This window comes from Microbacterium sp. NPDC056044, from assembly GCF_042267145.1.
Taxonomy (GTDB): domain Bacteria; phylum Actinomycetota; class Actinomycetes; order Actinomycetales; family Microbacteriaceae; genus Microbacterium.
Map to the genome: position 1 here is coordinate 305,090 of NZ_JBHJWZ010000006.1, position 11,697 is coordinate 316,786.

Consider the following 11,697-nt stretch of genomic DNA (forward strand, 5'->3'; position numbering starts at 1 on the left):
GTTTCCCGTCGATGGGCTATGGCCGATCCCTGGCCGCTGCGTCGAGCGTTCCCTGCTCGCGAGGATCTATCGGCGGCTCCGCGTCATCCGTTAGGGAGATCAGGCCTGAACATCGAGGTACACGGGTGCGTCGGGGCGGGGCGGCGGCACCTGCCGCAGTGCCCCCAGCTGTTCCGCGACGGCGTCGAGTTCCTCGCGCGTGCGACGGATCCGCTCCTGCTGACGCCGCAGCACGTCTTCCGCGCGTCCAGCCAGCGCTGCCGGCAGCGGCTCGGCCGGCGGCTGCCAGGGCGCGAACTCCGGCTCCGGCTGTGCGAGGTCCTGCTCGAAGGCGTCGAGCAGCGACGTCCACGCCTGGGTCGCGGCATCCGTCACTGTGTCGTTCCCGCGACGGCATCGGCGGCGGAGTGCCACGCGTCCCGCAGGGGTGTCACGAGGTCGCCGCAGGCGCGGACGAGGTCCGGATCGCGACGGACGTTGGCGTCGATCAGCGTCCGCGAGAGGAAGGCGTAGAGCCCGCGCAGTCCGGCGCTGCCCTCCCACGTGTCCTTCAGCGACGAGTTGAGTTCGGCGACGATCGCCTGCGCGTGGACGAGCTGAGCGCTCGCCTCCGGCCAGTCGCCGCTGCGCTGGGCGGCCTCGCCGCGCTCGATGTCGAGGACAAGACGGTCGTACAGCATCGTGAGCAGCTGTTCCGGCGTCGCCGAGAGCACGGCGTCGTCACGGTAGCGCTGCTGCGCGCGCAGGGCGGTGCCGGAGATCACGAGGACCCCGATCCGGAGGAACGCAGGCCGTCCAGCTGCGACGTCAGGTACGACGACTGCGCCTGCATCTGCGACATCATCGTCTCCAGCCGCGCGTACGTGCGCTCGAGGGTCGCTTTGCGCTGCTCGAGGCGCACGTCCCACCGCTGGATCTGCTCGCCCAGCGATTTCACCTCGTTCTGCTGGCCGGTGATCCGGGCCGTCAACAGGCCCTCGTACTTGTCGGAGTAGGTCTCCGAGGTCTCCTGCACCCGCGCGGCGACGGCGGCGAGCAGCGAGCTCGTGGCTGCAGGGTCGGCGGTCATCGCCTCCGCGAACTTCTTGTCATCGAAGGTGAGCACGCCGTAGCGGTCGAACGAGATGCCGATCGTCGACGGCGACACGCCGTCGATCGGATGCTGCACGGCTTCGGAGAGCGCTTGGCGCAAGGCTCGCACGGTGCTGTCGCCCGTGAACACGCCGAGGGTCGTCGTGCCGCCGGCGGCGCTCGGGACGGTCGCGGTGGAGCCCTTGGCGATCCGCGAGAGGATCGCCGCCACGCCGTTCACGAACTCGCCGGCCGCCGTCGTCCGCGCTTCGGTGTCGGCTTCGACGGTGAGCCGGACGGGAGCGGCGGAGATCTTGGCGACGGTGACGTCCACGCCGGGGAACAGGCCGGTGAAGGTGTTCGTCGCGGAGGTCACCGCCTGCTCGGCGGCGGTGCCGGCCCAGAGCCGGACCTGCGCGTCGGTCCCCGTGGTGATGACCGCAGCTCCGGGCAGTGTCGAGAGGTCGGTTGCGGTGCCGGCGGCGACGTCGCCGCGGAACACGCGGAACGCTCCCTCCGCGCCGGTCTCGGTCGCTGTCAGCTGGAGCCGGTGCTGCGGCGGGCCGCCCGCGGAGCTCACGGGGACGGCGGTGGCGGTGATGCCGACGCCGGCATCGGTGAGCGCACGGGCGATGTCGCGAGCGGATGACGAAGCCGCCGTGACCTGGACCCGCTCTCCAGCGGCGTTCTCGACCGTGAGCACGGGGGGATCGTCGGGCCAGGCATCGAAGGCGGCGGTGACGACGGCATGCGCTTGAGCGAGCCGGTCGACGACGATCTCGGTCGACAGCGGGGCGGCACCTGCCCCGGCCGACACGGTGACCGCATCCGACGAGGAGCGGCCGGCGAAGAGTGCGACCGTCTCGGGACGGGTGAACTTCTCGGCGCGGGTCGCGAGGTCCTGGATCGAGGTGTTGAGCGTCTGGAGCTGGCCGATGATGGTGTTCTTGTCGGTCACCTTCGCGCTCAGCAGCGACCGCGGAATGGCGTGCACGTCCATCAGGGCCTTGATGATCTCGGTGGTCTTCAGTCCGGAGACGAGGCCGTCGATCGAGAATGCCATGGGGGTCTCTCCGTGGTCGGGGACAAGCGACCCGGGCGCGGAGCCGGTGGCTCCGCACCCGGGTCAGAAGGCTCAGCGCAGGAGCTGCAGCACGCCCTGGTTGGCCTGGTTGGCCTGCGCCAGCATGGCCGTGCCGGCCTGCGACAGGATGTTCGAGGCGGTGAACTTGACCATCTCCGACGCCATGTCCGTGTCGCGGATGCGGCTCTGCGCCGCAGCCAGGTTCTCGGACGAGACGTTCAGGCTGTTGATGGTCGACTCGAAGCGGTTCTGGACAGCACCCAGACCGGCGCGTGCCGTCGAGACCGCGGTGATCTCGGTGTCGATCGCCGCGATCGACAGAAGCGCGTTGGCTGCGCTGTCGACGTCCAGATCCTTGATGTCCGCGCCGAGGCCGCTGAAGTCGGTCAGCGTGACCCCGATCTGGTCCTCGGCGGCCGTCGAGCCCGCGCCCACCTGGAACGTCAGCGTGTTCGTGCTGTTGAGCAGCTTGATGCCGTTGAAGTTCGTGCTGGCCGCGACACGGGTGAGCTCGTCGCCGAGGGCGTCGATCTCGGTCTTGATCGCCGTGCGCGAGTCGGCGTTGTTCGAGTCGCTGCCGGCCTGGACCGCGAGGTCGCGGACACGCTGCAGGATCGAGTGGACCTCGGTCAGGGCGCCTTCCGCGGTCTGGATGACCGAGATGCCGTCCTGCGCGTTGCGGGCCGCGACGTTCAGGCCGTTGACCTGCGAGCGCAGGCCCTCGGAGATCGCCAGGCCGGCCGCGTCGTCCGCTGCGCGGTTGATGCGCAGGCCGCTCGAGAGCTTCTCGAGCGACTTCGACAGGTCGTTCTGCGTGTTCGACAGGTTGCGGTAGGCGTTGAGCGCCGACACGTTGGTGTTGATCTGCATACCCATGGGTTCTCCTCCGTGACTGGGTCGAGCTGGAGCCCTTCCGTGGGCTCCGCTGACACCTATCGGCGGACGCGGGGAATGCGTTAGACGCGTGGGTGAAGCTCGCTACGCGATCGCGGGCATCTCGGCGCGCACCGCGCCCGGGCGCGTGCCCAGCTCTTCGGCGACGCGCGCGAAGAACGCCTCGCGGGCGTTCGGGGACACGCGCGAGGACGGCGCAGGCGGCGCGGCTTCCGCGAAGTACAGGTCCAGCGCGTCACGGAGCAGGCGCACCGCCTCGGAGCGCTGCTGCGACACGGCGGAGTGCGAGACGCCCAGCTCTTCGGCGATCTCCTTGACCGGTCGTTCGTCGAAGTAGACGGCCTGGATGATCCGGCGCATGCGCTCGGGGAGGGACACGATCGCTGACTCCAGCACACGCCGTCGCTCGCGCAGCTCGAGGGACTCCTCGGGCAGTAGCAGCCCCGTGGGGAGTTCGCTCGCTGCCGGGTCCTCCAGGGTGGTGAGCGAACGCCCGGCGTCCGCCAGCGCTTCTGTGACGGTCTCCTCGGCCACGCCCATCGCGATGGCGATCTCCGACACGGTGGGGGTTCGCCCGAGGCCGCCGGTGAGCGTCTCGCGCACCGCCACGGTCTCCTTGATGCGGGTGCGGATTCCGCGGGTGGCCCAGTCCATGGACCTCATCTCGTCCGCGAAAGCGCCGAGGATCCGCCGACGCGCGTACGCGCCGAAGGGCACGCCGAGGGTCGGATCGAAGGCGTCCGCCGCCATGACGAGCGCGAGCGCCCCGGCCGAGGCCAGTTCCTCGCGTGGAATGTGCGTCGCCCTGGCGTGCGTCTCGGAGGCGAGATAGCCGACGAGGGGAAGGTTGTCTTCGATGAGGCGGTTGCGCGCGGCGCTCGTCGGCATCTCGGAAACCTCTCTGAAAGTCTGAACCGGGCTCACGACGCGGCAGAGGATGACGGGGGGACGGGGCAACGGCCCGGACAGGCGTGTCCGCGCTTCTCATCAAACTCTCACATAACTCACATGTAACCAGACTCACCACGCGGTCGATAGTGTCTCCTGGACCGTCGCCCGACGGGACTCTCACTGGGGGAGATGGATCGAAACATGGGATCGAACGAGCTTTCAATGCAGCTATGGCGCGAGCGCGAACTGCTGGAGCTGCTGCTTTTCAAGCTGGAGGAGGAGCAGCTTCTGCTGGCCGCGGGCAAGTCCCGCTGGATCCAGTTCGCCTCGCGCGAGATCGAACAGGTGATCGAACGGCTGCAGGCATCGGGAATGGCGCGGGTCGTCGAATCGGAGGGGGTGGCGGAGGACTGGGGCGCTCCCGAAGGAGCGACTCTCCGCGAGCTGATCGACCACGCGCCGGAAGGACCGTGGCGTGAGGTGTTCACGGAGCACCTGCGGGCGCTGACGCAGCTCACCGCGGAGATCGCGCAGCTGCGCGACGCGAACGAGCAGCAGCTGCGCGTCGCACTGCGCGCGACGCAGGAGACAGTCGCGTCGCTGGGCATCGACACCGGGGCGTACACGAATCAGGGCGATCGCGCGCGCGACGATTCCGCGCGCATCGTCGACACGAGGATGTGACCAGAAAGGCAGCATGTCCACATTCAGCGGGATCAGCACGGCCGCGTCTGCGCTGGCCGCCGCACGTCGGGGCATGGACGTCGTCGGGCAGAACATCGCCAACCAGAACACCGAGGGGTACACCCGTCAGCGGGTGACGACTCACGCGGTGAGCGTGGTGCAGCTCGGCCGCTTCAGCACCGGCGTCAGCGCCGGCAACGGCGTCGCCGTGACCGGCGTCGTCCGGCTCGGCGACGACGTCCTGGACGGGCGGGTGCGCTCGGCCGTCGCGGCGACGGGATACTGGTCGACGCGCGCCCTCGCGGCGACGACTGCGGAGGCAGCGCTCGCCGAGCCCACGGCGGACGGACTCTCGGCTCGACTTTCGAAGTTCTGGTCGGGCTGGCAGGACCTCGCGAACACCCCCGACTCGGGCGCTGCGCGTGCCGTCCTGCTCGAATCGGGCAAAGAGCTCGCCGAGCACATCGCCTCGGGATATCGTGCCGCGGCGACCCAGTGGGCCGACGCGCGTGCGGGCGTCGACCGGACGGTCGAGCAGGTCAACGCGGCCGCGGAGCAGATCGCGGCGCTCAACATCGACATCAGGGACGCCCTCGCCTCCGGGCGCTCGGCCAACGAGCTCATCGACCGCCGCGGTGTGCTCGCGGAGGACGTCGCCGGCATGTCCGGCGCAACGGCCACCATCGAGACCGACGGCACGATGACGCTGCGCCTCGACGGCAACGCGCTCGTCGCCGGCGGCGATGCGCGCCGTCTGACCGCGAGCGGACCGACTTCCATCGAAGCAGGCGGCCGCGTGTCGATCTCGTGGGCCGATGCCCCCGGCGTCACCGTGTCCGTCGCCGCCGGCGAGCTCGGCGGGACGCTGTCGGTTCTCGCCCCCGCAGGCGACGGCGGGATGCTGGCGGGCCTCGCCCGCACGTACAACTCGCTCGCGACGACGCTCGCGGATCGCGTCAACGCCCAGCACCGTGCGGGGTCGACGTCGGCCGGCGCGCCGGGCGGCGACTTCTTCGCGCTCGACACGAACGGGCCGCCCGCGCTCGGGCTGAGCGTCGCCGTCGGCTCGGCCTCGGAGCTCGCACTCGCAGCGGCCGGCGCCGGCGCCAACGACGCCTCGAACGCCGACGCGCTGTCCCAGCTCGGGCGCGGCGCGGGCGCGCCCGACGCGCTGTGGACCGACGCGGTGATGTCGTTCGGCGTGTCCACCGCCGCCGATGTGCAGCGCGCGCGGCTGTCGGCCACCACCACGGCCACGGCCGTCTCGGCGCGGCAGGCCGTCTCGGCCGTCGACGGCGACGAGGAGACGATCAGCCTGATGACGTACCAGACCGCCTACCAGGCGGCGGCCCGCGTGCTCACCGCCGTGGACGAGGCGCTGGACGTCGTCATCAACCGGATGGGCATGGTCGGCCGATGAGCGGAGGAGCAGCATGATCTCGCGCGTGACCGGTCTGGGAATGACCCAGACGGCGATGCGGCACCTGCAGGCGAACCTCTCGGAGCTCGCGCGGCTGCAGGAGCAGGCGACCTCTCAGCGGGCGTTCTCCGCGCCGTCGGACGACCCGGCAGCGGCGGCGACGGCACTCGGACTGCACGCCGAGCAGCGTCGGGTGGAGCAGTACGCCCGAAACGTCGACGACGGCCTGGCGTGGGTGACGGCGATCGACTCGGCCATCTCGGCTTCGACCGCGCTGCTGCGCCGAGCGCGCGACCTCACCGTGCAGGGCTCGAACGACGGGGCGCTCGACGCGACCGCCAAGGAGGCTGTCGCCGTCGAGCTCGAGGGCATCCGCGCAGAGCTCCTGGCGAAGGCCAACACGACTCTGCTCGGCCGGACAGTGTTCGCCGGGACGTCCGACGCGGGCGCGGCGTTCGCCCCCGACTACAGCTTCAACGGCGCGCCCGGCGCGGAGGTGGTGCGACGGGTCTCCGACAGCGCGACTGTCCGTGTCGACGCCGACGGCGCCGAGGTGTTCGGCGAAGGCGCGGGTTCCGTGTTCGCCCTCCTGGACGGGATCGTCGCCGATCTCCGTGCCGGCGTGAACACCGGCGTCCGCCTCGCCGAGGTCGACGAGCGGCTCACCGCTATGCTCGGTGCGCAGGGTGCTGTGGGCGCCCGGCAATCCCGGATCGAACGAGCGAGGGAGGCTCAGGTGGCGGATTCGGTCTCTCTGGAGGCACGTCGGGCGGCGGTGGAGGACGTCGACACGGTCGAGGTGCTGGTGCGCCTGCAGGCGCAGGAGCTGGTGTACCGCTCAGCGCTCGCCGTGACCGGCCGCGTGCTCCAGCCGTCCCTGCTGGAGTATCTGCGGTGACGGCGCTGCTGAGCTTCGTCGCACCGCCGCCGGGGCTCGCCCCGCACACCGAGTTCGAGCTCGATCCGGTGGCCGGCGTGGACGGGCTCTTCGCGATGCGCGCGGCCGAGGCCGGCGACCTGCGGCTCTACCTCGTGGACCCGGGCACGGTCATCGACGACTACGCGCCGGAGCTCAGCGCGGCGCAGGCTGACGAGCTCGCGCTGACCTCGCCCGACGACGCCATGCTGCTCGTGGTCGCGCGCCCCGCCGACGCGGGCGTCACCGTCAACCTCATGGCGCCCGTCGTCATCAACCGCACCACGGGGGCGGCCGCGCAGGTCATCCTCGAGAACCAGGACTTCCCGCTGCGCGCCCCGCTGGGCTGACAGCCACGGGCGGGAATCCGACCGCACTGTCGCGCCGACTACCCTGGAGGGGTGATCCTCGGCATCGACACGTCGCTCGGCTCCGCCGTGGCGGTGGTCGAGCCGGACGGCGTCATCCGCTCGCAGGTCGAGAGCGCAGACCCCCGCGGCCACGCCGAGGTCATCGGCACTCTGATCGAGCGGGCGCTGGCCGAGGCATCCGTCTCCCCGTCCGAGATCACGCATGTCGCCGCGGGCATGGGACCCGGCCCGTTCACCGGGCTGCGGGTCGGCATCGCCGCCGCGCGCGCGTTCGCCCTCGGGCGCGGAGTGCCGGTCGTGCCGGTCGCGAGCCACGACGCCGTCGCCCTCGAACTGCTCATCCACGACGCGCTCACCGGCGGCTACGAGGATGCGGACGACGAGACGTTCGCCGTCGTCACCGACGCGCGCCGCCGAGAGTTCGCGTACACGCTGTATCGCGGGATCGACGACGACGGACTGCCGGTGCGCGTCACCGAGCCCGCGCTCACGCCCCGCGACGACCTCGATGCCGTGCTCACGAGCGCCGGGGCGGCGCGACGGGACGCCGATCGCATCCCCGCGGCGATGCTCGCGCTCGCCGCCGCCCGCGCCCTTGCCGCCGGGCGCTCGATCGGGTCCGCCGACGCGCTCTACCTGCGCTCGCCCGACGTGACGCTCCCGCACGCGCCGAAGCGGGTGAACTCGTGACCCTCCGCGCCGCGACCGCCGACGATCTCGCCGCGATCATGACGCTCGAGCGGGCGTCGTTCCCGACCGACGCGTGGTCCGAGGCGATGATGCGCGAAGAGCTCGTCTCGCCCCATGGCTGGTACGTCGTCGACGACGAGGCCGGGCGCCTCGTCGGGTACGCGGGACTGCGCGCGGTCGCCGGAGCGAAGGATGCCGACGTCCAGACCATCGCGATCGCCGAGGTGTCGCGGGGCCGCGGCCGGGGGCGCGCGATGCTGCGCGCGCTGCTGGAGGAGGCGGCACGTCGCGGCGTGACGGACGTGTTCCTCGAAGTTCGCGCCGACAACCCCGTCGCCCAGGCGCTGTACGTGTCGGAGGGCTTCGCCGAGATCGGCCGCAAGCCCCGGTACTACCAGCCGGACGACGTCGACGCCGTGGTCATGAAGCTCGACCTCCGAGGGTGGGCCCGCGCTTCGACAAGCTCAGCGACCGGATTCGACGGAGGGGTGTGCACGTGAACCGCGCCGAACCGCTGGTGCTCGGCATCGAGACGAGCTGCGACGAGACCGGCATCGGGATCGTGCGCGGCCGCACGCTGCTGTCGAACACCATCGCGAGCTCGATGGACGAGCACGCCCGCTACGGCGGGGTCGTGCCCGAGGTCGCCGCCCGCGCGCACCTCGAGGCGCTGCAGCCGTCGATCGAGGCGGCGCTCGCCGAGTCGGGGGTCGCGCTCGGCGACCTCGACGCGGTCGCCGTGACGTCGGGACCGGGCCTGGCCGGCGCGCTCATGGTCGGTGTCGGCGCCGCGAAGGCGCTCTCGGTCTCGCTCGAGAAGCCCCTCTACGCGGTCAACCACCTCGTCGGGCACATCGCCGCCGACATCCTCGACGCCGACGCGCCCCCGCTCGAGTACCCGACGGTCGCTCTTCTCGTGAGCGGCGGGCACACGTCGCTGCTCCTGGTCCGCGACCTCACCACCGACGTCGAGCTGCTCGGCGAGACGATGGACGACGCCGCCGGCGAGGCATTCGACAAGGTCGCTCGGCTGCTCGGGCTGCCGTATCCCGGGGGTCCCGAGATCGACCGGGCCGCAGCATCCGGTGATCCGAAGGCGATCCCGTTCCCGCGCGGGCTGTCGCGCGCGAGCGACATGGCGAAGCACCGGTACGACTTCTCGTTCTCGGGGCTCAAGACCGCGGTCGCCCGCTGGGTCGAGCAGCGCGAAGCGGCGGGGGAGCCGGTGCCGGTCGCCGATGTCGCCGCGAGCTTCCGCGAGGCCGTCGTCGACGTGCTCGTCACCAAGGCCCTCGCCGCCTGCCGCGATCACGGCGTTCCCCGCCTGCTGCTCGGCGGCGGCGTCATCGCGAACCGCCGGCTGCGCGACGTCGCGCTCGAGCGCGGCGCCGCCGAGGGCGTCACCGTGCGCATCCCGCCGCTGTCGCTCTGCACCGACAACGGGGCGATGATCGCCGCGCTCACGTCGGAGCTCATCATGTCGGGCCGCGCGCCCTCGACCCTCGAGTTCGGCGCCGACTCGACGCTGCCGGTCGCCGAGATCCAGGTCGCGGAGTCGGCATGACGGACGAACGGATGCCGCCACCCGGCGACGCCGGGAACCACGGGGCCGACCGGGCTCCCGACTTCGAGGGCGCGAAGAACCCTCTCCCCACGGAGAAACCGCGCGAGGACGGGGCCGCCCGCGAGGAAGAGGCCGATCGGCCGGCGGCGGACGAGGGCCCGCGACCCGTGGATCCGGCAGACCCCGACCCGGGACCTACGGCGGCGGGGGCGCGACCGGCGGGCCCGACCGTGTCGTCGGTGTCGCCCGACGTCGATCTCGCGCAGGACGCCTCGCCCCTCCCGGGCGCGCACCGCGGCGGGTTCTCGCGCCTGCCGACGGCGCCCGTCGCCGTGACGGTCGAGACCGCGCCGGCGGAGCCGGGCGGCGACTTCACGCCTGACGACACGTCGTGGACGGCGAGCGACTCGGCGTTCCACCGCGGACTCGCGGGCTGGTCGCTCGCCTTCGCGATCGTCGGGCTCATCGTGTCGATGTTCGTCGGCTGGGGCTTCCCGATCGGCCTGATCTCGGTCGTGTCGGCGATCATCGCCCTGCGCCGCCCGCTCGAGAGCCGCGCCGTCGCCGTGTGGGCGATCGTGCTCGGCACCCTGTCGATCCTCTACAGCGCGGGATGGCTCCTCTTCGCCGCGACGCAGGCCGGCTTCCTCGGCTGACCTCCCCTCCGGGCTTCGGCGCGCGGATGCCGCACCGCCTTCGACAGGTCAACCGCGCTTGCGCAGGACCGACTCGCGCCGTCGGGTCCTGTAGAAGCCCGGTTGACCTGTCGGGGGAGGGTGGATGCTGCGCCCCGGCGCGCGTCGCTGGCGTGCGGTCGGACGCGGTCGAGGTCAGACGCGGTCGGCGAGGATCGCGGTGCGGCGGGAGCCGATGCGCGTGAGGATCAGGGTGGCCGAGGCCGACCCGCGGAGCTTCAGGCGCGTGCGCAGCGCGGCCGGGTCGACGTCGACGCCGCGCTTCTTGATCTCGAGGCGCCCGATGTCGCGCTCGCGCAGCGCCTTGCCGAGCGCCTTCTCGTCGGCGGGCAGCACCTCGCGCACGCGGAACGTCGAGACGAACGGAGAAGTGAGCGCGGCGTCCGACGTGAGGTAGGCGATGTGCTCGTCCAGCATGCCGGCGTCGAGCGAGCGGGCGACGTCGCCGATGAGACGCGCGCGGATGACGGCGCCGTCGGGCTCGTGCAGGAAGGCGCCGAGCTCGCGGGCGGGTTCGTCCGCAGCATCCGTCTCCGCCGTCAGCTCGTGCGCCTGGTCGCCGCGGATGACGAGCGCGGCGCGGCGGACGCCGTCGCGGGCGAGCGTTCCCGACCACAGCACGAGCTCGACCGTCGAACCGTCGGCGCTCACCCACTGCGCCTCGACGTCGTCGGGGATGAGGTGGCGGTCCAGCCCTGGGCCGAGCTTCACGCCGGCGGGCACACGCGCGGCGAGGTCGAACACCCAGTCGAGCGACGGCGACCAGTCCTCGGGGCGGGTGCGGGTGGTCTCGGCATGCCCCGCGGTGCGGCGGGCCGGGTCGAGCCACACGGCGTCGACGCCGTCGAGGTCGGTGTCTTCGGCGGTGCCGAGGCGCACCTCGGCGTCATCGCCGAACGGCGCGAGGTTGTACGCCGCGATGCCGGCGGTCACCGCGTCGGCGTCGACGGCCGTGACGCGCAGGCCGAGTCCCGCGAGTCCGAGGGCGTCGCCGCCGATGCCGCAGCCGAGGTCGGCGACGCGCGCGAAGCCGGCGTCGCGGAACCGCGCGGCGTGACGGGCCGCGATCGGCAGACGCGTCGCCTGTTCGAGGCCGGCGCGGGTGAACAGCATCCGTTCCGCCAACTCTCCGAACTTCGCCCCGGCGCGCGTCCGCAGCCGCGCCTGGCCGACGACCGCCGAGACGAGGTCGGGGGAGTGGCCGTCGCGGCGCAGCCGGGTCACGCTGCGCGCGACGTCGTCGGAGGACTCCATCGGTGGCATCGCGTCGAGCAGGCGCAGGCCCTCGGGCGTCAGGAGCGCTTCGAGTTCGGAGAGTTCCACCCGCCGAGCCTACGCGTGGGACGGACTGCTCGCCCGAATCCCCTACCGCAACCCCGTACTCCCCCGGGGAGAAGTGCGGGACAGCCCCCGATGC

At 72.1% G+C, this 11,697-nt stretch carries 14 protein-coding genes; 8 read left to right on the top strand and 6 right to left on the bottom strand.

Annotated elements, in window-relative coordinates:
- Nucleotides 1-99: 99 nt before the first annotated feature.
- The 5 genes from ACFC1I_RS18545 to ACFC1I_RS18565 form a co-directional block, all read right to left on the bottom strand.
- Complete coding sequence (locus tag ACFC1I_RS18545; RefSeq protein WP_376012786.1) at nucleotides 100-375, bottom strand: hypothetical protein; 276 nt, start codon at nucleotides 373-375, stop codon at nucleotides 100-102.
- The gene (fliS, locus tag ACFC1I_RS18550; protein WP_376012788.1) at nucleotides 372-764 is read right to left on the bottom strand and encodes a flagellar export chaperone FliS; all 393 of its coding nucleotides are present in this window, start codon (nucleotides 762-764) and stop codon (nucleotides 372-374) included. The genes ACFC1I_RS18545 and fliS overlap by 4 nt, the downstream gene beginning before the upstream one ends.
- Nucleotides 761-2,134: a flagellar filament capping protein FliD gene (gene fliD / locus ACFC1I_RS18555; protein WP_376012791.1), complete on the bottom strand. Its 1,374-nt coding sequence runs from the start codon at nucleotides 2,132-2,134 to the stop codon at nucleotides 761-763. Before fliD ends, fliS begins: the two co-directional genes overlap by 4 nt.
- A 72-nt stretch (nucleotides 2,135-2,206) precedes the next feature.
- The gene (locus ACFC1I_RS18560) at nucleotides 2,207-3,031 is read right to left on the bottom strand and encodes a flagellin (RefSeq protein WP_376012794.1); all 825 of its coding nucleotides are present in this window, start codon (nucleotides 3,029-3,031) and stop codon (nucleotides 2,207-2,209) included.
- 102 nt (nucleotides 3,032-3,133) lie between these two features.
- On the bottom strand, nucleotides 3,134-3,937 hold the full coding sequence (locus ACFC1I_RS18565; protein ID WP_376012797.1) for a sigma-70 family RNA polymerase sigma factor: 804 nt from the start codon (nucleotides 3,935-3,937) through the stop codon (nucleotides 3,134-3,136).
- A gap of 204 nt (nucleotides 3,938-4,141) precedes the next feature.
- On the opposite strand from ACFC1I_RS18565, the gene flgN reads away from it, so the two are divergent.
- From flgN to ACFC1I_RS18605, 8 genes are read left to right on the top strand one after another with little or no spacing between them, the layout of a single operon-like run.
- On the top strand, nucleotides 4,142-4,624 hold the full coding sequence (flgN, locus tag ACFC1I_RS18570; RefSeq protein WP_376012800.1) for a flagellar export chaperone FlgN: 483 nt from the start codon (nucleotides 4,142-4,144) through the stop codon (nucleotides 4,622-4,624).
- Between the two features lie 13 nt (nucleotides 4,625-4,637).
- Complete coding sequence (gene flgK / locus ACFC1I_RS18575) at nucleotides 4,638-6,044, top strand: flagellar hook-associated protein FlgK (protein ID WP_376012803.1); 1,407 nt, start codon at nucleotides 4,638-4,640, stop codon at nucleotides 6,042-6,044.
- A gap of 13 nt (nucleotides 6,045-6,057) precedes the next feature.
- On the top strand, nucleotides 6,058-6,942 hold the full coding sequence (gene flgL / locus ACFC1I_RS18580; RefSeq protein WP_376012805.1) for a flagellar hook-associated protein FlgL: 885 nt from the start codon (nucleotides 6,058-6,060) through the stop codon (nucleotides 6,940-6,942).
- The gene (locus tag ACFC1I_RS18585; RefSeq protein WP_376012807.1) at nucleotides 6,939-7,310 is read left to right on the top strand and encodes a flagellar assembly protein FliW; all 372 of its coding nucleotides are present in this window, start codon (nucleotides 6,939-6,941) and stop codon (nucleotides 7,308-7,310) included. The genes flgL and ACFC1I_RS18585 overlap by 4 nt, the downstream gene beginning before the upstream one ends.
- Nucleotides 7,311-7,361: 51 nt before the next feature.
- The gene (tsaB, locus tag ACFC1I_RS18590) at nucleotides 7,362-8,021 is read left to right on the top strand and encodes a tRNA (adenosine(37)-N6)-threonylcarbamoyltransferase complex dimerization subunit type 1 TsaB (RefSeq protein ID WP_376012810.1); all 660 of its coding nucleotides are present in this window, start codon (nucleotides 7,362-7,364) and stop codon (nucleotides 8,019-8,021) included.
- Nucleotides 8,018-8,521, top strand: coding sequence for a ribosomal protein S18-alanine N-acetyltransferase (gene rimI, locus ACFC1I_RS18595; protein WP_376012813.1), 504 nt, complete (start codon nucleotides 8,018-8,020; stop codon nucleotides 8,519-8,521). Before tsaB ends, rimI begins: the two co-directional genes overlap by 4 nt.
- Nucleotides 8,518-9,585 carry a tRNA (adenosine(37)-N6)-threonylcarbamoyltransferase complex transferase subunit TsaD gene (gene tsaD, locus ACFC1I_RS18600; protein WP_376012816.1) on the top strand — a complete coding sequence of 356 codons (1,068 nt, stop codon included), beginning with the start codon at nucleotides 8,518-8,520 and terminating at the stop codon, nucleotides 9,583-9,585. Before rimI ends, tsaD begins: the two co-directional genes overlap by 4 nt.
- A complete protein-coding gene (locus tag ACFC1I_RS18605) occupies nucleotides 9,582-10,241 on the top strand; it encodes a hypothetical protein (protein ID WP_376012820.1) in 660 nt (219 codons plus the stop codon). The genes tsaD and ACFC1I_RS18605 overlap by 4 nt, the downstream gene beginning before the upstream one ends.
- A gap of 174 nt (nucleotides 10,242-10,415) precedes the next feature.
- Here ACFC1I_RS18605 and ACFC1I_RS18610 read toward each other — a convergent pair whose 3' ends face one another.
- The gene (locus ACFC1I_RS18610) at nucleotides 10,416-11,603 is read right to left on the bottom strand and encodes an SAM-dependent methyltransferase (RefSeq protein ID WP_376012824.1); all 1,188 of its coding nucleotides are present in this window, start codon (nucleotides 11,601-11,603) and stop codon (nucleotides 10,416-10,418) included.
- Nucleotides 11,604-11,697: the final 94 nt, after the last annotated feature.